Source organism: Gluconacetobacter tumulicola, from assembly GCF_014174215.1.
GTDB classification, from domain to species: domain Bacteria; phylum Pseudomonadota; class Alphaproteobacteria; order Acetobacterales; family Acetobacteraceae; genus Gluconacetobacter; species Gluconacetobacter tumulicola.
Genome location: NZ_JABEQL010000005.1, coordinates 102,751 through 126,925, shown reverse-complemented (window position 1 = coordinate 126,925; position 24,175 = coordinate 102,751). Strand labels below are relative to the sequence as shown.

At 63.8% G+C, this 24,175-nt stretch carries 27 protein-coding genes; 6 read left to right on the top strand and 21 right to left on the bottom strand.

The window, feature by feature from the left end; all coding sequences use genetic code 11:
* The 7 genes from trbL to trbB are packed head-to-tail and all read right to left on the bottom strand — an operon-like array spanning position 1 to position 6,271.
* Entirely contained in the window at positions 1-1,260 is a 1,260-nt protein-coding gene (gene trbL / locus HLH29_RS05500) for a P-type conjugative transfer protein TrbL (protein ID WP_182964950.1), read from the bottom strand.
* 4 nt (positions 1,261-1,264) lie between these two features.
* Positions 1,265-1,537, bottom strand: coding sequence for a putative entry exclusion protein TrbK-alt (trbK-alt, locus tag HLH29_RS05495; RefSeq protein ID WP_182964949.1), 273 nt, complete (start codon positions 1,535-1,537; stop codon positions 1,265-1,267).
* Entirely contained in the window at positions 1,537-2,283 is a 747-nt protein-coding gene (trbJ, locus tag HLH29_RS05490) for a P-type conjugative transfer protein TrbJ (RefSeq protein WP_182964948.1), read from the bottom strand. The genes trbK-alt and trbJ overlap by 1 nt, the downstream gene beginning before the upstream one ends.
* Positions 2,280-4,706, bottom strand: a complete 2,427-nt coding sequence (gene trbE, locus HLH29_RS05485; RefSeq protein WP_182964947.1) for a conjugal transfer protein TrbE — start codon at positions 4,704-4,706, stop codon at positions 2,280-2,282. The genes trbJ and trbE overlap by 4 nt, the downstream gene beginning before the upstream one ends.
* A 7-nt stretch (positions 4,707-4,713) precedes the next feature.
* On the bottom strand, positions 4,714-4,980 hold the full coding sequence (locus tag HLH29_RS05480) for a VirB3 family type IV secretion system protein (RefSeq protein WP_114726164.1): 267 nt from the start codon (positions 4,978-4,980) through the stop codon (positions 4,714-4,716).
* Complete coding sequence (locus tag HLH29_RS05475) at positions 4,980-5,306, bottom strand: TrbC/VirB2 family protein (RefSeq protein WP_025829632.1); 327 nt, start codon at positions 5,304-5,306, stop codon at positions 4,980-4,982. The genes HLH29_RS05480 and HLH29_RS05475 overlap by 1 nt, the downstream gene beginning before the upstream one ends.
* Positions 5,303-6,271 (bottom strand): P-type conjugative transfer ATPase TrbB, encoded by a 969-nt coding sequence (gene trbB / locus HLH29_RS05470; protein ID WP_182964946.1) that lies wholly within the window; start codon positions 6,269-6,271, stop codon positions 5,303-5,305. The genes HLH29_RS05475 and trbB overlap by 4 nt, the downstream gene beginning before the upstream one ends.
* A gap of 213 nt (positions 6,272-6,484) precedes the next feature.
* Here trbB and HLH29_RS05465 point away from each other — a divergent pair, with 213 nt between their 5' ends.
* The 3 genes from HLH29_RS05465 to HLH29_RS05455 are packed head-to-tail and all read left to right on the top strand — an operon-like array spanning position 6,485 to position 10,435.
* Positions 6,485-6,754 carry an HU family DNA-binding protein gene (locus tag HLH29_RS05465; protein WP_182959353.1) on the top strand — a complete coding sequence of 90 codons (270 nt, stop codon included), beginning with the start codon at positions 6,485-6,487 and terminating at the stop codon, positions 6,752-6,754.
* Positions 6,755-6,812: 58 nt separating this feature from the next.
* Positions 6,813-8,525, top strand: a complete 1,713-nt coding sequence (locus HLH29_RS05460; RefSeq protein ID WP_182964945.1) for an ATP-dependent nuclease — start codon at positions 6,813-6,815, stop codon at positions 8,523-8,525.
* The gene (locus tag HLH29_RS05455; protein WP_182964944.1) at positions 8,522-10,435 is read left to right on the top strand and encodes an ATP-dependent helicase; all 1,914 of its coding nucleotides are present in this window, start codon (positions 8,522-8,524) and stop codon (positions 10,433-10,435) included. The genes HLH29_RS05460 and HLH29_RS05455 overlap by 4 nt, the downstream gene beginning before the upstream one ends.
* Before the next feature lie 155 nt (positions 10,436-10,590).
* Here HLH29_RS05455 and HLH29_RS05450 read toward each other — a convergent pair whose 3' ends face one another.
* The 4 genes from HLH29_RS05450 to HLH29_RS05435 form a co-directional block, all read right to left on the bottom strand.
* Entirely contained in the window at positions 10,591-11,016 is a 426-nt protein-coding gene (locus HLH29_RS05450; RefSeq protein ID WP_182964943.1) for a CopG family transcriptional regulator, read from the bottom strand.
* Between the two features lie 5 nt (positions 11,017-11,021).
* On the bottom strand, positions 11,022-13,004 hold the full coding sequence (locus HLH29_RS05445; RefSeq protein WP_182964942.1) for a conjugal transfer protein TraG: 1,983 nt from the start codon (positions 13,002-13,004) through the stop codon (positions 11,022-11,024).
* A 173-nt stretch (positions 13,005-13,177) separates the two neighbouring features.
* On the bottom strand, positions 13,178-13,360 hold the full coding sequence (locus HLH29_RS05440; RefSeq protein ID WP_182964941.1) for a hypothetical protein: 183 nt from the start codon (positions 13,358-13,360) through the stop codon (positions 13,178-13,180).
* Entirely contained in the window at positions 13,344-13,784 is a 441-nt protein-coding gene (locus tag HLH29_RS05435; RefSeq protein WP_182964940.1) for a hypothetical protein, read from the bottom strand. The genes HLH29_RS05440 and HLH29_RS05435 overlap by 17 nt, the downstream gene beginning before the upstream one ends.
* Positions 13,785-13,896: 112 nt before the next feature.
* Here HLH29_RS05435 and HLH29_RS05430 point away from each other — a divergent pair, with 112 nt between their 5' ends.
* Positions 13,897-14,544 (top strand): hypothetical protein, encoded by a 648-nt coding sequence (locus HLH29_RS05430; RefSeq protein WP_182964939.1) that lies wholly within the window; start codon positions 13,897-13,899, stop codon positions 14,542-14,544.
* The gene (locus HLH29_RS05425) at positions 14,537-15,139 is read left to right on the top strand and encodes an RES family NAD+ phosphorylase (protein WP_338030179.1); all 603 of its coding nucleotides are present in this window, start codon (positions 14,537-14,539) and stop codon (positions 15,137-15,139) included. The genes HLH29_RS05430 and HLH29_RS05425 overlap by 8 nt, the downstream gene beginning before the upstream one ends.
* Positions 15,140-15,159: 20 nt before the next feature.
* Here the strand turns inward: HLH29_RS05425 and HLH29_RS05420 are convergent, their stop codons facing one another.
* The 10 genes from HLH29_RS05420 to HLH29_RS05375 all read right to left on the bottom strand — a co-directional run bounded on the left by HLH29_RS05420 (position 15,160) and on the right by HLH29_RS05375 (position 22,160).
* The gene (locus HLH29_RS05420) at positions 15,160-16,914 is read right to left on the bottom strand and encodes a relaxase/mobilization nuclease domain-containing protein (RefSeq protein ID WP_182964937.1); all 1,755 of its coding nucleotides are present in this window, start codon (positions 16,912-16,914) and stop codon (positions 15,160-15,162) included.
* A 246-nt stretch (positions 16,915-17,160) separates the two neighbouring features.
* A complete protein-coding gene (locus HLH29_RS05415; protein WP_182964936.1) occupies positions 17,161-17,862 on the bottom strand; it encodes a lytic transglycosylase domain-containing protein in 702 nt (233 codons plus the stop codon).
* Complete coding sequence (locus HLH29_RS05410; RefSeq protein WP_182964935.1) at positions 17,849-18,187, bottom strand: DUF736 domain-containing protein; 339 nt, start codon at positions 18,185-18,187, stop codon at positions 17,849-17,851. The genes HLH29_RS05415 and HLH29_RS05410 overlap by 14 nt, the downstream gene beginning before the upstream one ends.
* 1 nt (position 18,188) lies before the next feature.
* A complete protein-coding gene (locus HLH29_RS05405; RefSeq protein WP_182964934.1) occupies positions 18,189-18,731 on the bottom strand; it encodes a S26 family signal peptidase in 543 nt (180 codons plus the stop codon).
* Positions 18,728-19,192, bottom strand: a complete 465-nt coding sequence (locus HLH29_RS05400) for a DUF2840 domain-containing protein (protein ID WP_182964933.1) — start codon at positions 19,190-19,192, stop codon at positions 18,728-18,730. Before HLH29_RS05400 ends, HLH29_RS05405 begins: the two co-directional genes overlap by 4 nt.
* On the bottom strand, positions 19,189-19,431 hold the full coding sequence (locus tag HLH29_RS05395) for a hypothetical protein (RefSeq protein WP_182964932.1): 243 nt from the start codon (positions 19,429-19,431) through the stop codon (positions 19,189-19,191). The genes HLH29_RS05400 and HLH29_RS05395 overlap by 4 nt, the downstream gene beginning before the upstream one ends.
* Positions 19,428-20,171: a DNA-methyltransferase gene (locus tag HLH29_RS05390; RefSeq protein WP_182964931.1), complete on the bottom strand. Its 744-nt coding sequence runs from the start codon at positions 20,169-20,171 to the stop codon at positions 19,428-19,430. The genes HLH29_RS05395 and HLH29_RS05390 overlap by 4 nt, the downstream gene beginning before the upstream one ends.
* Entirely contained in the window at positions 20,168-20,806 is a 639-nt protein-coding gene (gene parA, locus HLH29_RS05385; protein WP_182964930.1) for a ParA family partition ATPase, read from the bottom strand. Before parA ends, HLH29_RS05390 begins: the two co-directional genes overlap by 4 nt.
* On the bottom strand, positions 20,803-21,867 hold the full coding sequence (locus HLH29_RS05380) for a replication initiator protein A (RefSeq protein WP_182964929.1): 1,065 nt from the start codon (positions 21,865-21,867) through the stop codon (positions 20,803-20,805). Before HLH29_RS05380 ends, parA begins: the two co-directional genes overlap by 4 nt.
* Complete coding sequence (locus HLH29_RS05375; RefSeq protein WP_012222350.1) at positions 21,867-22,160, bottom strand: helix-turn-helix transcriptional regulator; 294 nt, start codon at positions 22,158-22,160, stop codon at positions 21,867-21,869. The genes HLH29_RS05380 and HLH29_RS05375 overlap by 1 nt, the downstream gene beginning before the upstream one ends.
* A 1,164-nt stretch (positions 22,161-23,324) precedes the next feature.
* On the opposite strand from HLH29_RS05375, the gene HLH29_RS05370 reads away from it, so the two are divergent.
* Positions 23,325-24,077 (top strand): hypothetical protein, encoded by a 753-nt coding sequence (locus HLH29_RS05370; RefSeq protein WP_057380526.1) that lies wholly within the window; start codon positions 23,325-23,327, stop codon positions 24,075-24,077.
* The last annotated feature ends 98 nt before the right edge of the window (positions 24,078-24,175 follow it).

Sequence of the window (24,175 nt, the reverse complement as noted above, 5' to 3'; positions counted from 1 at the left end):
CTATTCTCCTTCCGAGAGATCGACGTCGTGGCCGCCGCTGGGCCGGTCGCCGCCCTTGATCGCCTGCGCGGCGGCGTCCGCCCCGCCCTTGATCCGGTTGTTGCGCTGCATCCGGCTGGCCCAGGCCGGCGGCTTGCCGGCCGCACTCCCTCCACCGCCAGCACCCGAAGCGGTCGCACCACCAGCGCCGCCGGTCGCGGCCGCCCCGCCGGCCTGATAGCTGGTGCGAACACCGGCCGCCGCGCGGCGCAGCGGGCTGGCGGCAGCGGACAGTCCGGTTTTGGCCACACCTGCCGCGCCGCCCGCCCGATAGGCGGCGGAGGCACCTCCGGCGACAAAGGCGCCACCACGCACAGCGGCCGCCGCAGCGCCCACGGCAAGACCGGCCCCTGATGCGGCGGCCACACCAGCACCGATGACCCCGGCCGCCGTGGCGACAGCGGAGCCCGCACCCAACTGCGGACCACCGGCGATCAGCCCATTGGCCAATGCCGGGCCGAACACAGTCAGGCCGAGCAAGGTCAGGGAAGCGAGGATCAGGGTCAGCGCATCATTGATGGTGGGCGGGTCGTTGAAACCGCTGGTGAACTGGCCGAATACCGTCGAGCCGATGCCGACGATGACCGCCAGCATCAGCACCTTGATCCCAGACGACACCACGTTGCCCAGCACCTTCTCGGCGAGGAAGGCGGTGCGGCCGAACAGGCCGAACGGCACCAATACGAACCCGGCGAGGGTGGTCAGCTTGAACTCGATCAGCGCCACGAAAAGCTGGATCGCCATGACGAAGAAGCTGATGACCACGATCAGCCAGGCGATCAGCAATACCGCGATCTCGATCGCGTTGTTGAAGATGGCGACGAAGCCGACCAGCGAGGAGATCGCGGTCAGGATCGGCTTGCCGGCATCGATGCCGACCTGCGCCAGCCGCCCCGGCTGGAGCAGTTGCGCCTGGGTGAGATGGCCACCGCCTGCCTCGATGCCAAGGCCGGCGAAGGATTCATAGATGATCTTTGCCAGCCCGTTGAAGTCACCGATGATGAAGGCGAACAGGCCGATGAACAGGGTCTTGCGGATCAGCCGCGCCAGCACATCCTCATCCGGTGCCAGCGCCCAGAACAGCCCCGCCAGCGTGATGTCGAGTGCGATCAGGGTCGCGGCCAACCAGTGGACGTCGCCCTGCACCAGACCGAAGCCGGAATCGATATACTGGGTGAAGATGGCAAGGAAATTGTCGATGACGCCGGTGCCCTGCTGCATGGCGTCACCGTGCCGCGTCGGGTTCGAAGAAGCACTTGCGGTTCTCGGTCCAGATCGCAGCACAAGCCGGATCGCCGTCGGCCTTCATGCCGAGCGCCTGGCAGCGCGCCAGACCGGCAGCCAAGCGGTCACGCAATCCCGGCGGCCCGAGATCGGGCACCTCGACGTCACGGGGCACGTGCCGGAGATGCAGGCTCGCGGCGACCAGGATCAGAACGACCAGCCCGACGGCAACGAGCCGGAAGATGATCGGCGGGGAGAGACGTAACCCGCGCATCAGTGGAACATCTGCGCGGTACCGGGCGTGTAGCCGGCCCCGTAATTGAGGAAATTCGCCAGTTGTGCCCGGCCCTGCTCCTCGCTCTCGACCTGCCGCGCGCCGTCCAGCGCCTGGGCGCGGCCCATCGCCGTGACGACCGCGGTGAGGTCGGCAAGCTGGCGCGTCTGCAGCGCGGTAAGCTGATTGCCCGATTGCGCGGCCTGCAAGGCGCCGCTCGCCGCCTGGCTCGACGTGACCAGACTGTCGATCTGGCTGCGCGTCGCATCGAGATTCTGCACCGCGCCGGTCTGCACGCGCAGCCCGTCCTGATAGGCGCCCCGTGCGTTCTGCCATCGCGTCTGGGCATCGGCGGCCATCTGCGCCGCGGAGGTCGGACTACCCAGCGCCTGGGGATAGGTCTGGCTGAAGGCCTGATCGATGCTGGTCAGGTTATAGGAGAGCCCCTGCGCCTGGCCGACGATCTGCTCGGTCGCTTCGATTGATTGCTCCAGCGGCGCCAGTACCGAGAGCGGCAGATTGGCGAGGTTGCGGGCCTGGTTCTCCAGCATGGTCGCCTCGTTGAGCAGGCTCTGCGCCTGCTGGTTGACCTGCTGCAATTCCCGCGCCGCGATCAGCACTGTCTGGACATGGGCGGCACCGTCATAGACGGCCCATTGCGCATGGGCCGGGACGCTCACGGCGATGGATGACAGGGCGCCAAACCCAGCTACCAACGCTGCTTTGTAGATCAACGAATTTCTCATGATGGTTCTCCCAGCCTGAGCATTTCGATCGCCCAGTCCACGCCCCTGTGCGCCAGCCAGGCCGCCGCGAACCCGTCGCGCCCGTGCCGGGCAAAGATCCGGTCGATGGCGGCCTGGTCGTCGGGCGACGACGCGGCAGTGAAGGCCAGCGCCACCTCGGACAGGCCGAGATCGAACAGCCGGTTGCCTCTACGGGACTGGCAGTAATAATCGCGCTTGGGCGTGGCCCGGCTGAGGATCTCGATCTGGCGGTCGTTCAGGCCGAACCGGCGATAGATCGCGGTGATCTGCGGCTCCAGCGCCCGGTCGTTGGGCAGGAACACCCGCGTCGGGCAGCTCTCGATCAGCGCCGGCGCGATTGGACTGGCGTCGATATCGGCCAGCGACTGGGTGGCGAAGATGACGGAGGCGTTCTTCTTGCGGAGCGTCTTCAGCCATTCCCGGAGCTGTCCGGCGAAGGCGCGATCATCCAGTGCCAGCCAGCCCTCGTCGATGATCAGCAGCGTCGGCCTGCCGTCAAAGCGATCCTCGATGCGGTGGAACAGATAGGACAGCACGGCGGACGCAGCACCCGAGCCGATCAGCCCCTCGATCTCGAAGGACTGGATATCGGCCAGGCCCAGCCGCTCATGCTCGGCGTCGAGCAGACTGCCCCACGGGCCGCCGACACAATAAGGCTGCAACGCCTGCTTCAACGCCAGCGACTGGAGCAGCGCCGACAGGCCGGTGATGGTGCGTTCCGCGACCGGGGCCGAGGCCAGCGAGGTCAGCGCCGACCACAGATGCTCCTTGAGGTCGGGGGTAACCGCGACGCCCTCGCGCTCCAGCAGGCTCGCCACCCATTCCGCCGCCCAGGCCCGTTCGCCCGGCTCGTCGATCCGCGCCAGCGGCTGCAACGCGACCGGTTCGTTCCCGTCCTGCGCCAACGCGCCGCCGAGATCATGCCAGTCGCCACCCATTGCCAGCGTTGCCGCGCGGATCGAGCCACCGAAATCGAAGGCAAAAATCCGCGCCCCGGCGTAGCGGCGGAACTGCATCGCCATGAAGGCCAGCAGCACGGACTTGCCGGCACCGGTCGGCCCGGCGACCAGCGTGTGGCCGACATCGCCGACGTGGAGGGCAAAGCGGAATGGGGTCGAGCCTTCGGTGCGGGCATAGAACAGCGGCGGAGCGTCAAAATGCCCGTCCCGCTCCGGCCCGGCCCATACCGCGGAGAGCGGAATCATATGCGCGAGATTCAGGGTCGAGACACAGGGCTGGCGGACATTGGCATAGACATGGCCCGGCAGGCTGCCGAACCACGCTTCGAGGGCATTGACGCTCTCGCGCATGCAGGTGAAGTCGCGGCCCTGGATGGTCTTCTCCACCAGACGCAGCCGGTCGGCGGCGACGGTCGGATCCTCGTCCCATACGGTCACGGTGGCGGTGACATAGGCTTGGCCGACCTGGTCGGTGCCGAGTTCCTGCAGGGCAGCATCGGCATCGGCGGCCTTGTTGGCGGCATCGGAATCCAGCAGCACCGAGGCCTCGTTGGTCATCACCTCCTTGAGGATGGCCATGATCGATTTGCGCTTGGCGAACCATTGCCGCCGGATCCGGCCCAGCACCTTCGTTGCGTCAGTGCGGTCAAGGCAGATCGCACGCGTCGCCCATCGATAGGGAAAGGCCAGCCGGTTCAGCTCGTCGAGCAGCCCCGGCCAAGTCTGGGTCGGGAAACCGGTCACGGTGAGCGTGCGCAAATGGGCGTCGCCCAGGCGTGGTTCCAAGCCGCCCGTCAGTTCCTCGTCGACCAGGATCGCGTCGAGATGCATCGGAATTTCGGGCACCCGGACCCGCTGCATGTGCGTAGAGATGCATGAATGGAGATAGGTCAGGGTCTCGCCGTCATCGAGCCAGTCGGCCTCCGGCATGAAGCCGTCGAGCAGGGCCAGCATTCGATCGGTCTGATCGATGAAACCCGCGACCACCGCCTGCCAACCGGAGCCGCCACAGGCGCGGTTCTCGTAAAGCCAGGCTTCCGCGCGGGCGGCGTCGTCCGCCGGCGGTAGCCAGACCAGGGTCAGGAAATAATGGCTCTCGTAATGCGCGCCCTCTTCCTCGAACTGCGCCCGGCGTTCGGCGTCGACCAGTTCGGACGCCGGGTCGGGAAACGGGCTGGCCGGATAGCCCCGTGCCGGACGGCGCTGTGCCTCCACGAAAATGGCCCAGCCGGAGCCGAGACGGCGCAGGGCGTTGTTCAGCCGTGACGTGATGGCGACCAGTTCCGAGGCAGTCGAGGAGTCCAGATCGGGACCGCGAAAGCGCGCGGTGCGCTGGAAGGCGCCATCCTTGTTCAGCACCACGCCCTTGGCGACCAGCGCCGCCCAGGGCAGGAAATCGGCCAGCCGATCGCGGCGATGGCGGTATTCGGCGAGATTCAGCATGGCGCGCTCACCCGACCAGATGGGTGGGATAGCGCAGATGTCGCCGCACCACGTCGACGAAGGCGGGATCGCGTTTGGCCGCCCAGACGGCGGCAAGGTGGCCGACCAGCCAGAAGATGCCGCCGGCGATCCATAGCCGCAGCCCGAGCCCGATTGCCGCCGACAGCGTGCCATTGACGATCGCCACCGTGCGCGGCGCCCCGCCGAGCAGGATCGGCTCGATCAGGGCGCGATGCACCGGGGCCGTGAAGCCGGGGATGGCGTCCGGCTCCATCAGATCAGCGCCCCGCCGGAGAAGGAGAAGAAGGACAGGAAGAAGCTGGACGCGGCAAAGGCGATCGACAGGCCGAAGACGATCTGGATCAGGCGGCGGAAGCCGCCCGAGGTCTCCCCAAAGGCCAGGGTCAGACCGGTCACGGTGATGATGATCACCGAGATGATCTTGGCCACCGGCCCCTGCACGGATTCCAGGATCTCGTTGAGCGGGGTTTCCCACGGCATGCTCGATCCCGAGGCGTAGGCCGGGGCCGACAGCAGGGCGAGCGAGAGTGTGGCGCCGGCCACGGCAAAGCGGCGACGCAGGGCGATCATGCTTGTCATGACGGATCTCCGGCGGGTGCAAGGATGTAGGTCCCGTCCGGGGTCAGGCCCCGGACGGTGGCGAGTTCGGCCAACCGGCGCGCGCTGCCGCGCCCGGACAGCACCGCGATCACATCGATGGTCTCGGCGATCAGGGCGCGCGGCACGGTGACGACGGCTTCCTGGATCAACTGCTCCAGCCGACGCAGGGCACCGATGGCGGAACCCGCATGCAGGGTGCCGACACCGCCGGGGTGGCCGGTGCCCCAGGCCTTGAGCAGGTCGAGCGCTTCGGCGCCGCGCACCTCGCCGATCGGAATCCGGTCGGGACGCAGGCGCAGCGAGGAGCGCACCAGGTCGGAGAGTGACGCCGCGCCGTCCCTGGTGCGCAGGGCGACCAAATTGGGGGCCGCGCATTGCAGTTCGCGGGTGTCCTCGATCAGCACCACCCGGTCGCCGGTCCGCGCGATCTCGGCCAGCAGGGCGTTGACCAGCGTGGTCTTGCCGGTGGAGGTGCCACCGGCGACCAGGATGTTCTTCCGCTCGGCGACGGCGCGGCGCAGAAACGCGGCCTGCGCGGCGGTCATGATCCCGGCGGCCACATAATCGTCGAGCGAGAACACCGCGACGGCGGGACGCCGGATGGCAAAGCAGGGTGCTGCCACCACCGGGGGCACCAGCCCCTCGAACCGTTCCCCGCTTCCCGGCAGTTCGGCAGAGACGCGCGGGCTGCCCGGATGCACCTCGGCTCCGACGTGATGGGCGACCAGGCGGACGATCCGTTCGGCATCGGCCGGCGCGATCCGGGTGCCGGTGTCCTCCATCCCGCCAGCCAGGCGGTCGATCCACAGCCGGCCGTCGGGATTGAGCATTACTTCGGCGATCGACGGATCGTCGAGGTGCCCGGCAATCGCCGGCCCCAGGGCGGTGCGCAGCATGCGCGTGCCTCGAGCGACGGCTTCGGAGCGGAAAGGCGCAACGGTCATCGGAAACCCGTGATTGGCCTCCCAAGGGAGGCGGTGGATCAGCGGGATCGATTAGAAAGAGCCATGAACACGGAAGCGCAACAAGTGTCTGATGGGTGTAGGGGGCTGGGATAGAAGAACTTGCATAGGGGTGTGTCGCCGTTTGGGCGGTGACGGGACGAAAGGGCACTGCTACCGTTTCCGGAATCGGCCACCACACGGACCCGCGCCCGCATGAGCAAAGCTTTCATTGCCGCTGTTCTTCAGGACTCCCTCGACTGCACCGGCGTTGCCGCCACCAAGGCCGCCGATGACCTGGTCGGGGCCATTGTCGCCGAACTGAAGCAGGAGGGCGGGTTCACGCTACCGTCCTTCGGGACCTTCACCGTTCACAAGACCAAGGCCCGCAAGGCGCTCAATCCCCGCACCGGGGAGCCGGTGAAGGTCAAGGCCGGCAAGACCGTGCGATTCAAAGCGAGTCCGGTGCTAAAGAAGGCGGTCTGATTGGGGGCCGCCTCCGGTGGACGCCAGACGGCAATGAAGGAATAGATAAGGCTGCTCGATGTTCATTCGTAAGTTGGAAATCAAGAATTTTCGTGGCGTCACGCACCTATCTCTCAATCTAGATGAGACGACGGTGATCTTCGGATCCAACAATACCGGAAAATCGACGGTTCTGAACGCGATTCATGCAGTGCTTAGCCGGACGCTGAGCCGTAGGTCTGGCGTATTCACCGAATACGACTATCATCTCGGAGTGGGAAGGGAGCCCACAGATGCCGATCCGATCGAAATAAAGTTGACATTCAGCGAGACCTCCGCGGATGAATGGCCTGAGGCCAAAGTCCAGCAACTTGGTCCCGTTGTAGGCATCGGAACGGACGGGCTCCAGACTATTACTGTTCGTCTTACAGGGAAATATGACGACGCGTTGGATATTTTCGTTTCTAACTTCGAATTTCTTGACCCGGCTGGAAATCCCTACCCTTCCAACCCGAATGCTGGGCGAAGGCTCCAGCAAATTATTCCTGCCTTTTACTTGGCAGCCCTGAGAGATGCGGCAAAGGAATTCCGGCCGGGGGCTCCCTTTTGGGGACCATTTGTCAAGGCACTTAAGATTGATCCGGCAATCCGGGCTGAGATAGAGGAGGAAATTGCTGCCCTAAACCAGCGGGTCTTAGACGCCCATACGGGTTTCGAATCCGTCAAACAAAGACTGGCGAAATCCGCCACTCTGGTTCCGCTAGGGGGAGGCAGTGCGCCTGTAAGTATTGAAGCGCTTCCAAGTCGGGTATTTGATATCTTAGCAAAGACGCAAGTAATGCTTTCCGGTGTTTCAGGTGCAGCGCTGCCGTTGGGTCAGCATGGAGAAGGAACGCAGAGCCTCGCCGTCATCTGCCTTTTCGACGCCTTCTTGGATGCGCGCCTAGTTGGTGAGTATGGCGAGGGCGCGATACCAATCTTAACTCTAGAAGAGCCTGAAGCCCATCTACACCCCGCTGCCGTGCGGTCAGTGGGCCGGATGCTCGCGGGATTTTCCGGCCAAAAGATCATCACAACCCATTCGGGTGATCTTCTGGCTGCCGTGCCATTAAAAGCGCTGCGCCGGCTTCGTCGTGTCGATGGGGATGTAAAGGCGTTCCAGATAGCGGACGGAGCAATTGACGAACTCGAGTTAAAGCGCTTGGACCATCATGTCCGCCGCCATCGCGGGGGCTTTTTGTTTGCGAAAGTTTGGATACTGGTTGAAGGTGAAACTGACGAAACCGTCTTCCAAGAATGTGCGCGCATCTTAGGTCACGACTTATTCGGAGAGGGAATCTGCTGCTTTAAGTTTGTGGAACTGGGTGTTGCCCCGTTCATCCGGCTTGCAGACCAACTCGGTATCAGCTGGATCGTTGTGGCAGATGGGGATGCAGCAGGAGGCAAATATGTCGCGACCGCACGAGGTCTTTTGAATGGTCGAAATGTCGACGAGCACATTGTTCAACTTCCGACTTATGACATTGAGACATTACTATGTCTGCACGGCTATGGTCACTTATACGCAGCCTCCGTGTCTCCCCAGAAACTTGCGGCCAACCCCAACCCTCATACTCACGGAACTGAGCAATACTGGGAACACGTTGTCAATAAGCTGCAGCCAGATAAAGGCAAGCCGACAAGAATATTGCCTGTCATCGATGCGTTGGAGGACGCTGGCCCTCCAGCAGTGCCCCAGGTCATCAAGAACGTGATCGATCAGGCACTCATTGCAGCCAAGGAAGGTGCATGATGGTTGACCTGTCTACATTAAACGATCGGCAGTTAGAAGCTGTCCGATGGAACGGCGGTCCCCTTCTCGTACTAGCCGGCCCAGGGTCGGGGAAGACGACCGTTCTCACCAAGCGGATCGCATGCTTGCTGGAGCAATCCAGCAGCGATCATTTCCGCATCTTGGCACTTACTTTTACAAATAAGGCCGCTTCTGAAATGCGGAATCGCATTGAAGCGCTTGTCCCTGGTTCTGGCAACCGGGTTCTACTAACCACCTTTCATTCATTCGCAGGCGACCTTCTCCGGCAGCATGGCCACCTGATCGGTCTACGGCCCGACTTCACCATTCTGGCCCAAGACGGAGAGCGAATCGCAGTGTTGGACGATGCAATCAGTCGCGTCACTGATGTTGATGTATCACAATATTCTGGCGAGCGCATATTGCCTCTGATTGGCCGAATTACCGAGAACGATGTGTCCCCCGACGTTCTACAAAACGTCTTAACCTCATTGCCGGACGACCGGCGCGACGCAATCGGTCTAATATATCAACAATACCGCCGTTGCTTAATTGCGACGAACAGTTTGGATTTTCCTTCGCTTATAGGCGAGGCGCTGAAACTTGTGAGGGATAATCCTGCGGTATGCAAACAAGTAAAACGAATATACAAGTATGTTTGTGTCGATGAGTTCCAAGATACAAATTTATCGCAATATGCGTTTATGAAATTACTAGTTGGCGATAATGATAGAAACCTTTTCGTCGTCGCCGATGACGATCAAATCATCTATCAATGGAATGGTGCCAGTCCCGAACGTCTTCTGGGCCTACGTAATGATTTTGGCATGAGCGTAGTTCAACTGCCAGCCAACTATCGCTGCCCTCCGGCCGTCATTGACCTTGCAAATAATTTAATCGCTCACAATGTATCGCGCTCAACTAACAAGGACCGACTGCTGGCTCTCAAAACGGGGGCGACTGACCAAGCAATTCGTGTGTTTCGGTTTTCCGATTTCGATGATGAGTTAGCATGGGTTGCGTCCGATATTGCATCTAAGCCCGAGGTGGAAAAGGCTCGTTGCGTTGTACTGGCGCGCACTCGCAAAGCATTAGAAAAAGCCGTGGAAAAACTGGCGGCCAAAGGTGTTTCAGCCTACCTCGCGATGCGAAAGGACGAGTTCGTAAGTGCGCCGTTACGGTGGCTTCATGCCGCGTTGCGTCTGGCAAACAGCCCCCAGGATCGGGAGCAGATTCAGCGTTTGACTAAGGCGTTTTACATCCTGGAAGGCCTGCAGATCGATGCGGCAGCGGTGGCCGCGAACGCACAAGCTTTTGAAGGTAGCTCTTTGCGTGCCTTCGTTGACCTAGCGCTGAAACACGACAACCTTAGCGACGCTACGCGAGCATATATAGAGCATTCTCTGTCGCCTCTGATCGATAGACTCGATTTTCGGACTTTTTGCAAAGGGTCTTTCCCCTGGTTCGACTTGGTTCAAAACATAGCTCCAGACATGGAAGGCCATTTCGCCGATTATGCAGATGAGCGGTCCACTTGGCATTCGCTCGTCGATGAGATCGAACAGCAGTTTGGTGCCACAGCGACGACCCTTAATGTTCTTTTGCAAGAACTGAACATGAGATCGAAGACGTCGCCGCCGCCAAAGGGTGCAGTTCCTTGCTTCACGATCCATGCTTCCAAGGGAATGGAGTTTGGGCACGTCTATCTCATCGCCATGGTCGAAGATCAGCTGCCCAGTTGGGCGGCCGTTAAAAAAGGACCGCAGAGCAAGGAAATGCAGGAAGAACGACGTAATTGCTTCGTAGCAATCACACGCACCGAGGAATCGCTAACGATGACGTTTTCGGACCGGATGCTTGGGTGGAACAAAGCTCGCTCGCGGTTCCTCACAGAAATGGGTGTGGCATGAGCGGGGCATTCGAACTGACAATGCAAGACGAGGATAATACAAGACTGTCGAAAACCACTGGAATTATCACCAAAATCGCATTTTAAATTTTGATCTTGAACCGGACACTTCATCGCCCTCAATATAGATCTAAATTTACGAGATGCTCCAGCCGCTCAGGTACCCTGTCCTTCCGCAACAGGCCCCAGGTCCAGCCTGACCTCGTCGTCCAATGTCTTCCCTCTGGCGAGCCGGCGTCCGACCGCTTCAATGAATCCGTCATACCGCTCCCGCCCCTTGCTCTGTGCCGCAACAAGGGCCGCGTCCGGCAACGGGGGCGTGCTGGTCAGCCAGAACCGCACGAACACGGCCAGCGATTCATTGGCGATCGTCACCCGTCGCTCCATGCGCTCCAACTGCCGCGTCATCCGGTCGAGGCGCCGGACGAGCGCCCCTTCAAGCCGTTCCGGCCCATCCGGCGACAGGAACGACGCCAGCGCCGTCTCCACGATCAGCGCCTGCGGCACCTTCTTGCGGGCAGCGTAATCGGCAAGCCCGGCACTGAGATCAGCCGGAAGCCGGATCGTGTGTTTGATCCGCATCGCTGTCACAGCCCCATCCGGTCGCCAGGATCGAGCGACACCTGCCGCGCGAGAGCCCGCGTCCCGCGTCGCAGGGGCTGTGCTCGTGCGGCATCATCCTCGGGCTCATCCTCGGGTGGGTCAAATTCATGGACCGGCTTTCTCGGTGCCTGCACCACCTCTTCCTGTTCCGGCAATTCCGGCTCCCGGCGGATGCCCGTATTGGCCGGGTCATCATCCGCGCTGGGCGATGTGGTCGGCTGCACCACGTCGGCCCAGTCTCCCGGCGGTTGCGGTCCGGTGGGTGGCGTTCCCTCCGGAGACGGCGGCGGCTCGAAGCGGGGTGGCGGGACGATGCGCGCGGCCATTTCGGCATCCTCGAAATACCGCGCCTTGCGCGCCCGGATCGGCGGACAGCCCGAGACCAGCACCAGTTCCTCGTCAGGGGGAAGCTGCATGATCTCGCCGGGCGTCAGCAAAGGCCGGGCGGTTTCGTGCCGCGTCACCATCAGATGCCCGAGCCACGGCGACAGCCGGTGCCCGGCATAGTTCTTGGCGTCCCGGATCTCGGTCGCAGTGCCAAGCGCATCGGACACCCGCTTGGCGGTCCGTTCGTCATTGGTCGCGAAACTGACCCGGACATGACAATTGTCGAGGATACTGTTGTTCTGGCCATAGGCTTTCTCGATCTGGTTCAGGCTTTGTCCGATCAGGAAGCTCTTGATCCCATAGCCCGCCATGAAAGCCAGCGCACTCTCGAAGAAATCCAGCCGCCCCAGCGCCGGGAATTCGTCGAGCATCAGCAGCAGCCTATGGCGGCGCTTCGCCTCCAATTCCTCGGTCAGCCGGCGGCCGATCTGGTTCAGCACCAGACGAACCAGCGGCTTGGTGCGGCTGATGTCTGAGGGCGGCACCACCAGATACAGCGTCGCCGGATGGCTGTCGGCCACGAGATCGCGGATCCGCCAGTCGCAACGCCGTGTCACATGCGCCACCACCGGATCGCGATACAGGCCCAGAAACGACATCGCGGTGGACAGCACGCCCGAGCGCTCATTGTCGCTCTTGTTGAGCAACTCCCGCGCTGAGCTGGCGACCACCGGATGCACGCCTTTCGCCCCGAGATGGGGCGTGGTCATCATCGCGCGCAGGGTGGTCTCAATCGCGCGTTTCGGGTCGGAGAGGAAATTGGCGACCCCGGCCAGGGTCTTGTCCTCCTCGGCGTAGAGGACATGCAGGATGGTCCCAACCAGCAGGGCGTGGCTGGTCTTCTCCCAATGGTTCCGTTTCTCAAGGGCTCCCTCGGGATCGACCAGCACGTCGGCGATGTTCTGCACATCGCGGACTTCGCGCTCGCCACGCCGCACTTCCAGCAGCGGATTGTAGGCGGCACTGGCCAGATTGGTCGGATCGAACAGCAGCACCCGGCCGAAGCGGGAGCGCCAGCCGGCGGTCAGCGTCCAGTTCTCGCCCTTGATGTCATGGACGATGGCCGAGCCCGGCCAGGTCAGCAGTGTCGGCACCACCAGACCGACGCCCTTGCCGGAGCGGGTGGGCGCGAAGCACAGCACATGCTCCGGCCCGTCATGACGGAGATAGGTATCAGCCGAACGGCCCAGCACCACGCCATCGGGCGAAAGCAGTCCGGCGCGGCGGATTTCGCGCGGGTCGGCCCAATGCGCCGAACCATAAGTGGTGGCGCGCTTCTTCTCGCGGGCACGCCAGACGGACATTGTGATCGCGACGACGACAGCGGCAATCCCGCCCGACCCCGCGATGTAACCGCCAGTGGTGAAAATATCCGGAGCGTAGGCGTCGTAGGCGAACCACCACCAGAAGAATTCCGGCGGGTAATAGACCGGCCAGCCGAGCAGCGTGACCCACGGAGCGTCGAGCTGAGACTGGAAGCCGAGCCGCCAGGCAGTACACTGCGTTGCGGCCCAGGTGAAGGCGAGGATCACGGTGCCGACGGCACACACCGAACCCCAGAGGATCTTGGTCTGGTTCATGGCAACCAGCAGTCAAGACGGGCGATCGAACACGCCGCAACATGGGAATCACTGGCGTGGGGTCATGGGCCAGGACAGGATAGACAAAGGTCGTTGCGCCGATCGGGGCACCGACCAAGACCGATGGCACCTGCGCCCCCACACAGCCGGACGCAACGATACCGGCCTGACCCTTACCGGTTCTGGACGCCTGCGGCTCCTTTCACCGCAGCGAATATCTCCGGAACCGTCCACGCGCTGACGCCACTTTGTTCGCCTTGCGCCAGCATCGCATTCAACGCCTGCCTGTTCTCGCTCTCGGTCTTGTCCTGGGAGGTGAGATCGGCGATCTGGCGGAGATCATTGTGCGTGTTCATGCTGGGCAATCCCGATCGCCTTGTAATCGTAGGTCGGATGAAACTCGGTATGATAGACGCCCCAGGCGGTATCCTCGATCACGCGGTTCACTTCGCGCAGCCGGAACGCCGACAGACGCAGGGTTACAACCTGGCCGATTCCCATCATGACATACCAGTTCACGACTTCGATGCCCCTGGGCGGAAACGCCTTGTAGAAACCCTGACGTTCGAGCTGAGCGTTCAGTTCGCCCAAAGGCCGGCTTTCATCGTGCTTGAGGAAGATGGTCAGCAGGATGGCGTTATCCGGTGTCGCCACCGCATGGCCCGGCGGCGGAGCCGCAAGCGTGGTCTGCGCTGCAGCCTGAAACGCACCAGCGATGGCAAGCACGACGGTCGTCAGCAGGATCGACAAGACGGATTTATGCGAACGGATACAGGTCATGGCGGTCTCCTTCGTCACGGACCGGTTGAGGATTGACAGAGCTTGGTTGCTTTGGTTGTCGAGGTTTCCTATATTCCCATCGCTATGCGGACTCATCGGGGGAGATAACAGAATGCCCACGACACCGGTTTCAGAAACCCGCGCCCGTGCCACGGGTGCGCAGCCCAGAGCCCGACGCACGCAGGGCAGCCACATCCTGAACGTCGGCAGCGTCGTGACGATCCCCGCCGGACTGGAACTGGCCGTCCGCGAAAAACCTGCGTCACGGGCGCGCGCCGCCCGGTTGCCGCTGCTCGAATACGAGGTCCGCCGCAAAGGCAGCCCCGCAGCCAGCCGCAAGACCGCAACCGATGCCTATGCGGTCGGCCCGCGCGGGCGCGCCCTGCTGCGCGGCCAACAGATCAAGGACGACGATCTCCGGCGCGCGGGCGGCGCCTACACGCTCGATCAGGTCAGGGAACTGCTCAGGATCACCCGTCAGGCCATCGAGAAACGGGTGCGCGAGCAGAGCCTGCTGGCCGTACCCGGACCGAGCGGCGAGCGTCGCTACCCGGTGACGCAATTCACCGCCGACGGCGTGCTTCCCGGCTTGAAGGCGGTACTCACCGCCCTGCCGGGCGAGAGCGCCTGGTTTCGCCTGAATTTCCTGGTGACGCCACTGGCGCAGCTCGATGGCCGGACGCCCGTGGAGGCACTGACTACCGGTCCGGTCGATGCGGTCGTGGAAACGGCGAGGACGGTCGGCGTGCAGGGTGGCTGATCGCACGCGACACCAGCCCTGGCCACCGGCAGATCTCGCGTCCCGACAGCCGCGCTGGCGCACTCTACTGGCTGGCAGTCCTCTGCACCGCTTTCACTCAAGTGGCTACGGGCCGGTCTATTTCGACCGGTCGCGCTCGGGGCGTCTCAACGCACCGGACGGCGGGTATGGCGTAATCTATACGGCAGAGCAGCCGACGGGCGCCTTTGCAGAGACTTTCCTGCGCGCACCGGGCCGGACCCTGCTGCCGATGGATCTCATCGCCGCCAAAGCCTACGCCATCCTGAGCGCCAATCGCGACCTGCGGCTGGTGGAATTGCACGGTCCCGGTCTCGCCGTCCTTGGCGCCACAGCAGAGGTCACGTCATCCGGACTCCCCTACGATCTCCCACAAGCCTGGTCCAGGGCGGTGCATGATGCCTGGCCCGATGCCGATGGGATCAGCTACCGCGCCCGCCACGATAATGATCAGATCTGCTTCGCGCTCTTCGATCGAACGGAGAGTGCCATCCAGAACGCCGTCCAGGAGAACAGCCTTGACGCCGACTGGTTCTATGAACTGATGGATCTCTACGGTGTGGGCCTCACGAGCTGACGATACAGGCACACCCGCCATCAGATCCCGAGCCCGCGCTTGCGCCCGAAACTCCAGTCGACGCCGCCGCCCGGCGACATGGTGCCGGAAACCTGCCGTCCGAGCTTGTGCTCCAGCGCCGGGCGCCACGGCACAAGCTGGAAGCCCAGCCCGTCATCGACCATCGCGAACCGCCCCGAGGACAGGGCTACCCGCTGGCGATAAACCCCTGAGACGATCTCGCCTTCCTTCGCGGGCCGGTGTTCCAACCCGGTCTGCGCCGCCAATCTGGCCGCCGCCTGATCGAGATCGCGCTGGCGCAGGGTGCCAATCAGACCGGGAGCGAACACTACGCGCTCGCCCTGCCGCCGGGTCAGCCCCTCGGACGCCAGATGATCAATCCGTTGCGCCATCGCCTCGCGAACCTCCGAGCCGAAGCCCGCATTGGCCAGCGCCGGATCCTTGGCGAGCAACTGGCGGTCGAGCCAGGTCGCGCCGGGTGCCGTCACCTGCTCGGCCAGCGTGAAATCCGAGCGCGTCGCCAGTAACAGGCGCTGTATGCCTTTGGCGTCCTCCCAGTTCCGGGTCTCGACGATCGCGCCCGTCTTCGCGTCACCGGTCAGATCCAGATCGGGGAAGCGGACATGATGCGTCCGCCCGTCGGCCCCCGCGATCACCACGTAGCCCGAGCCTTTCAACTCGTCATCCAGCCCGCGCTCGACCAGCCGGCCAATGGCGGGATCGGCCAGCGTCTCGCCATGGATCGCAAAACCCGCGACATCGGGTTCCGTCCCGCCGCCGGACATGGCGCGGTGCATGGTCTTGATGATGTCGCCCCGGATGGAGAGATCGCGCAGGGTCGCCTCCAGCCCCGGTTTGAGGGTCCAGCGTGCCACCCCGACCGGTTCGGCGAGACCAAGCCCCTCCAGCTTGGTCGCCCGGCCGACCAGCAGGCGCCGCAGTTGCGGGTCTTCGGCACCGGCGCCGGGACGGAGATCGACAATGCCGCCGCCCTCGTCGCTAATGTCCTGCAATGCGCGATCGAGGCTGGTCCAGCGGTCGGCACCGATCTCGCTCTCCAGGGCGGTGCGGATTTCCTGCTCGCTGCGCGGGCCAAGCTCCAGCGTCACCCGTTCGGCGGCGCGGTCGCGCAGGCCCTGACTGATATAGGCGCGGCTGATCACCAGATCCTTGCCGTCATCGGCGACACCGCGCACCAGAATGTGGACGTGCGGATTGTCCGTGTTCCAGTGATCCACCCCGACCCAGTCCAGTTTTGTGCCGAGGTCGCGTTCCATGTCCTGCATCAGCTCCCGCGCGAAGCCCCGCAGATCCTCCATCCGCGCCGCATCCTCGGGCGAGACGATGAAGCGGAAATGGTGACGGTCGTCGGCGCAGCGCTCCGCGAAGGCCTTGCTGTCCGCTTCGTCGGAGCCCGCACCGAACAAATGGGCTTTGGCACCGTCGCGGGTCACGCCCTCGCGCCTGAGATAGGCGATGTGCCGGGCAAGAGGCGCGGACCGGAACCGCGTGCCCTGCTGGCGGACCACCCGCGCCTTGACCACGACACGCCGGGCATTGCTGCGCAGCCGCATGGAGAGTGCTGCGCGTCGGCCGCGCCCGAAGCGGGAACCACCGCCGCCTCCCGTGCCCTTCGCGCCGAACCGGGTGCCGGTATGACCGGCCTTCTTCGCGGCACGCATGACCTCGCCGACGAAGGATTTCGGTCGTGCCCCCTGATTGCCATGCCGGATGCGTCCGGGCCGGACGTTCAGACTGTCATCGCGCGTCGGCATGGCCCGCTCTCCGCTCCGTTTCACCCCTGACGGCGCTCGGATCGTTGAAAACATTATGGAAAATGCCCGGACAGCCGCAGACGGTGCGTGGTGAGAGGACAAATTCCCCAATCAAACCAACCACATGCAGCCCCGAATGGGCGCTGCTTTTACCTTGCCGTCCTTCCCTCCGTTGCCTGTCTCCCTCCAGCACCCCATCCCCAAGGCACCCATAGCCCGCCAGCGCCCGATGGACCGGAACGGGAATCATCGGCGCGCCTCCCCATCCCATGACGCGATGAACAGCCCGGCCGATTGCGGAGCGAGCGCCGTCCAGTCGGTTGGACGGGCGCCGTCGGCATGCCCCGGATTGTGCAGGCTCTCGACATGCCGGGACGCATCGCCCGTGTGCAGGAATGACGCCGGAAAGAGGGAAGAATCCTGCCAGGATCGTGCCAATGGAGCGCCGATCGCGATGTTATCGGCAAGCGGAAGAGCCAGCCGCGCGCTGAGGGATGCGACGTAATTCCGCGTCTCGGCAGGCAACGGTCGGCCGGTCGCCAGATGCTCGTCATAGCGCGCGGGACCGGCATTATAGGCGGCGAGAAACCCGGCCTCGCCGTATCGGTCCCGCATCCAGCGCAGATAGGTCGCCCCCGCCAGAATGTTGTCCTGCGGGTCGAACGGATCGTCGCCGAGACCCAGCGACGTGCGCAGGCTGGACCATGTGCCGGGCATCACCTGCATGAGCCCCATCGCGCCCGCCGACGACACGGCATGCGCATCGCCTCTGCTCTCCGCGTGCAGCACGGCAGCGATCCATGAGGCCGGAATCTGCGCGCGCGTGGCCGCTTCCGCGATCATGTCAGCGTATGGATCGGCGACCGCGACATGCCCAGATATCGTCATGGAAACGACGACCGGAAGCACGACACTGAACAGCCGGAGCGCCGATTTACCGCCGGTCATCGCGCTTCACCGGGCGGCTCCAGACCAGATGGAAGGCTCGGCCCTGCCGGTCGGACTGGAACAGATTGGCGCGGATTGGCTGTGCCAGCATCGGATCGTCGAGAACCAGCGAGAGGTAAGTACCCGCCTTCTCGCCGGTGCGTTTCCAGCCGGCACCAATCTCCGGTCCGGCGTCAGCCTCGCCGAGATGGACGCGATAGTCGGGAGCATGCTCGACGTCCGACGATGTCGCCGGCACGATCGTCAGTTCGACGTCGAGGGCGAGCGTGCGCAGGCGACCGGCGAAGCCGTCAGCCGTGCGCGTGAAAGTACCGATCTGGGCCATGTCAGCCTCGTTTCTGGTTGGGGTTGGGAGGAATCGGTGACGGCGCGAGCCACAGCGGCTGCGCGCGGCCGAGCACGGTGGCGACCGGCAGGACGCCGAAATAGCGGCCGTCGAGACTGGTCGGAACGGCCGGGTTCATGACGAAGATCTGGCCAGGCAGGACGTGCCGACAGCCTTGCCAGACCGGTAGCGGACGGCCGCGATGATCGCGGGCCAGCGCATCGCCGAGCGGCTTGCCGTCAACCGACACGATGGCGCCGACCCGACAGATCAGTTGTCCCGGGAGTGCCGCGACCGGCTTGAGCAGCGGCACACCGAGTGGCAGATAGCCACCGCGCGCCAGCATCCCGGCAATCTCGGCCGGCGGTCGGATCGCGATCAGGTCGCCGACATGCAATCCGCGCACCGATTGCAGGTGATACAGCCCGACCGGCGTGCTGGCGGTGGCATTCCAGATCAGCCGGGGTGCCGGACGGAAGACCGCACCCAGCACGATCGCCATCACCGCGACATAGGTGGTTAGGAACCAACCAAGCCGGCTCATGACACCGCCCTCCGGCGCAGCCAGGCATGATGGCGGTCGCGTGTGTAGGGGCGTGACGCCTGCCCGCAGAGCATCCGATTGTGCAGGTGCCGCCAATGCTCTGGCGCAACATCGACGGGGTCGATGCCGGTCGCCTCGATGCGATCGATTGCTTCCAGCACCAAGCGGACCTTCGGCCAGCCGCTCTGGCGCAGCAGGCTCTCACCACCGGGCCGCACGAACGGCACCGTCTGATAGGGCTCGCCGGGAGGGATGACGCGCACGATATCGATGCAGGACACCACCGTGCCGTAATCGTTCGCCGCCCAGCGCAGGAACGCGAACACGCTGTCCGGCGGAAAGCTCAGTATCCGCCGCCGCCTATCGAGAATCTGCTCATGCGTGGCACGACCAAAACGAATCCAGTGCTCGGTGCGCTTCTCGATCCAAGTCAGTTCGACGTGGGCAAACGTATCGTTCATGGCGTGTCTCCTGGGCTATCGGGGAACTCGCGGGCCAGCAGCACGCGCAGCATGTCGGCGACCGTGATGCCGCGCTGAAACGCCGCGACTTTGAGCCGCGCGCGCAGCGCCGGCGTGACGTCGATGGTCAGCCGGGCGGTGAAACGGTTGGTGATCGCGGACTTGTCCGGCGCCTTGACCCAGCGTTCCGGGTCGGCGGGGCGTGACACGAAGTCAGGCGGATTACGACGCACCGTCATGACGCAGCGTCCCCGCCGAGCGGCAGCACGGAGGCGATGCGGTCGCGCGCCCTCTGCGCCATGACAGGATCGATCTCGCAGCCGAGATAGCGACGGCCGGCAAGCCGGCAGGCGACGCCCGCGGCGCCCGAGCCGGCGAACCAGTCGCCCACCAGGCCACCCGGCGGGCAGCTCGTGCGGATCAGGATCTCCAGCAACGCCACCGGCTTCTCGGTCGGGTGGATGGCCCGGCCATGGGCGTTGCGCACGGCGATCACAGAGCGCATCAGGCGCGGGCCGCCATCCTCGCTGACGTATTGGCCAGCGTCGATCAGCCCCATGTGCGGCGGCCGGTGCTTTCGCCGCACGGTACGCCCCCGTGCGTCCGGCGTCGTCGGGACGTCGTTGTAGACGCAGCTCCAGGGCGCATCGTCGCGATAGAACTGGACGATCAACTCATGCACGCGCCGAAAACGGTCGGCGTGGAAGCTGGAGCCGTTCTGCTTCTCCCAGACCAATTCCTGGGCATATTTCCAGCCCGCGTCACGAAATTCCGCACCGGTCGCGAGGAAGCTCCGCAGCGAGCCGAACACCCAGAGCGAGCCACCGGGTTTCAGGGCGGCACGCGCCTTTGCCGGCCAGCCCGAAACGCGGCGGTCCCAGGCGAGCGCGGTGTCGCCATAGGGCGGGTCGGCCAGGATCATGTCGTAGGGGCCGCACCGAGGCATCAGGAGCGCGCTGTCGCCGGTCAGCAGGGTCATGACACCAGCCCCCCGATCTCGGCCACCAGGGCGGCGATTTCGCGAGCGGCGATCCCTTGGGGGCGAAAATCACACACCAGACGGCCAGTGCGCGCAGCGTCGGCGAACGCGACCCGCTGACCGATCCGCGCCGCCAGTGCCGCCGGCTCGTGCCCAGCGAGCGCCAGCCGGGTTTCGCGGGCGATGACCGTGCGCGCGGCGCAGCGGTTGAGCACGAAACGGGCCAACAGGCCGGGACGGAAGAGCCGTGCCTCCGCCAGCAGCCGCAACATCTCGGCCGAGGCCCAGCCGTCGAACGGCGAAGGCTGCGCGGGAATCAGCACCAGGTCGGCGGCCAGTAGGGCGGAGCGCAGCAGCGCCGCCACCCGCGGCGGACCGTCGATGACGACGTGATCCACCCCCTGAGCCAGTGCCGGCGCCTCGTGGTGCAGCGTATCGCGCGCCAGCCCGATCACGCCGAACAGCCGGGGTAGTCCCTCCCGCGCCCGCTGCGCCGACCAGTCCAGCGCCGAGCCCTGCGGGTCGGCATCGATGACCGTCACGCGCCGGCCTTCCCGAGCCCATTGACCCGCGAGATGCAGCGCCAGCGTCGTCTTGCCGACGCCGCCCTTCTGGTTGAGGAAGGCCACGATCACCGCCCGTCTCCGGGGGTTTTCCACGGATCGGCGGGGGTGCCAACATCCTTAAAGTTAGACTCTTTTAAGTTAGATTCTAAGTTAAGGGCGTCATAACCCTCTGATTCAATGACGCGATTCGGCGATTTTTGTTCACATAAGCACGGCTTCGCGGTTCCCGAAGTCACGGCTTCCGTCGGTTCGGGCGTTCCCGATAGCACGGACGGACTCACATCTTGTCCACATGAGGCTGTGGATAACTTGTCGCGAGAAAAGGTCAGGATTTCGCGGCCATCCGTGGTCCGCTCGACGGCCAGGCGATAGCCGGGCAATGGCTGCCGCTGGACGATGGCGCGGAGTTCGAACGCGAAGCGACGATAGGGCGACAGGCTGGCGGATTTGAGATGCAGGACGTGGAAATCGAATTTCCAGCCTGAACGCTGGCGGCCGCCATGCTTGCGGACAAGCCGATAGAGCCAGCGCTCCATTCCGCCGGTCAGCCGGAAATAGGCAGGGTCGATGGTCAGCACCAGCGCGTCATCGAGCACCGCCTGGTAAAACCAGTCCGGCAGGATCAGTTCAACCACGCGGGCGCGACCCTCCTGCGTGGTATGCCGCTTCCATTCGTTGATCCAGGAAAACCGGTGCAACTGTCCCGCACCAGCGTGGCGCAACGAGGTCTTGATCGTGGTGGATTGCAGCCGGTCGAAGGCTGCTTCCAGCCGTTCGTAGTCCCGCGCGCTGTCGCCCCGGCCGATGAAGGCCAGGATTTCATGCGGCGTCGCCACCATCAGACGCGAGGTGCAACGACCCGCGTCCCGTGCTTCCACGATCTGGCTCGCCGCCCAGATCAGCACGTCGGCATCCCAGATCGTCGCCATGCCGTATTCGCCGGTCGCTTCCACGCGGATGGTGACGTCCGGCGTCCGGAAATCAATCGGCACGGTCCGCGATGTCTTGGACAGGCTGAAGAACGGAAATGCCATCAGATCCTGGGCGTCGCGTGGAGCGAGTTTGCCGGGGATGGCGCGGAACACCGCGAGCTTCGCGCGCTCGGACTGTTTCCGGTCGGGCGTGCGCATCAGCGTCGGTTCCCGCGTGAGGTCGCCGGTGTCGGCGGGATCAGCGGGCTTTGCCGCGCGGCGGCCGACACGGTGCCGGCGGTGGTGTCCGAGGTGTGGGCGCGTGCTCCGCTCTCGACCCAGGCCTGCAACTCATCGACCCGATAGACGACGCGGCCGCCGAGCTTCGAATAGCGCGGACCGGTGCCGTAAATCCGGTGTTTTTCCAGGGTGCGAATGGAAAGCCCGACGAAGCGCGAAGCGTCGGGCGTGCGCAGATAGCGTGGCGGCAGGTCGCTGTAATTGGCGGACATGAGGTAGCTCCGTGATCGCTGTCTGGGGCCGCGGGACAAATGCGGCCAGCAGGGATCAGCGTGGCGGAGCGGGGTCTTCCAGAACTAGGACCGATCTCGCAGGCACATGAGATCGGTCCTTGACGAGCGGAAGTTGGCTTTCGCAACAATCCGGCCCTCGCTCCGGCCGGTGGGACGAAGGGGATCGCGGCCTCGTCGCCGAAGGCGACGAACGGGTCGTGATCATCGGAGACTTGGCCAGCGGCGGCCCGACGCTGGTGCTGATGTCGATCCTTGCGGCCGACAAGACGAAGGGGACGGTGCGACCGGTGGGTGCGGCGGTGATGTCGCCCTGGACGGATGGCGTTCACCGGCGCCAGTTTCACGTCCCGTGCGGAGGCGGAAAAGAGACGTGTACTAGGACAGTAAGTCGTTGTTTCCCAAACACTTTCTTCGTTGGGCTGGCCAGCGAAGACCTCAATTGTAGCCTTGTTTTTCGTCCTCGGCAACAAATTCGTCCAAAGAGTTCCACGGACGTCCATAGAGCTGCACTCAGCACACCACACCCACGATCGGTACATCGTCGTAGGCGACTGCCTCGAACTCATCACCCACGCCCGGTTGTCTGCCCGCATCCATCATCGCGAAGACAACCCAGGTAGATGGTTCTGGTGATGGCACAAGTCGGATGCCACCTGGAAGCGCCAGCACCACAACTCACAGGCGACCTTCTGTCCAAGCTCCTTTGGAAGAACGCGCACGCTGGTCACCGCGTTTCCGCACACGATTCTTTGTCGATATATCAGGATGACGGGGCAAGCATGACAGGTGCGGATTTGCTGCGTCCGGCTGGACATTCGAGGGCGATTGCGGCCCCCTCACGCTTCCTGAGACCGCTGGCATATCAGGTCATACCTAGACGGTTTTGCAGAAACCGTAACTTCTCACGACCCTGATAGCGTGAGCGTCGTTGTCGAGCCTACGTCCCGATGCTCGACCTTCTAATCGATGATTTTTGCACATCGAACACACGACGACTACCAGTTGCGCGAACTGGTGAGAAGTATTCAAACCACATGACGAAGCGGCCTTCGGGACCCACTTCCTACACAAGCGACCGGCCGACCATGAGGTCGGCGACAAAGGAGTCGGTCATGTAGTTCTTCTCCTGGAAGGAGACGGAGCATGCACGAGAACAAGAATGATGCACCAACATCAAAGGTGTTCTATCGCCCGATCGAAGCGTCCATCCGCTGGGCCGGGCTGCTGCGATACGAGCAGGTGATCCTGGCTTCGATTTCGTCGCCAAGGCGCCTGCCGCAGTCGTTGGACTGTCCACGTTGTGACGAGCTGCGGCTTTGCACCGAACGTATCTTCGACGGCATCCTCAATGGAGAACTGCCCTTTGGACGGAACGGCATCACGACGCGCGATTCCGCGCTGATCGACTCCCCTGATCTGACGGTGCGCCACGTCGATCTGAAGCGCTGGATGCGCCAGCACTATCCCGAGCAACGACCGTGCTTCCTCTTCTCCCGGAGCGAGCGCATCGCCCATCCCTTCATCTCGATGGAAACTGGGCAGGCGATGCTAGTCGAGCGCCTGGCCCTGAAGTCCACCTTGGACCAGTACAAACGCCAACTGCATGAGTTGCAGGAAAAGCACGGAGCGCTTCTCAAGCAGATGGCGCCCTCTGCTGGCGCACAGTGCCTGATCAGTGATCGCGCCGAAGCCACCTACTTGAACATCATCGGCAGCATGCTGGACCTGATGCTCGGCCAGTCGCCTTCCGGCGTTCCGTACTCCAGCTTCAAGACGCAGGAGGCGGTGGTCAGCGCGTTGGTCGCACATCACAGCGGCGCCATGGGGATCGCGGAGCGGACGCTAAACGGCAAGTTCGCCACGGCCAGACGCCGGCTGCGTAGCGCAGCAGTCTGAGGTTTTCCACCTTGTATGTGCAATCGCGGAGATTGCATTTGCAATGTCTTTTCGCATCCATGTCTATTGAATGGAGGGCACGCCAACAAACGCCACTG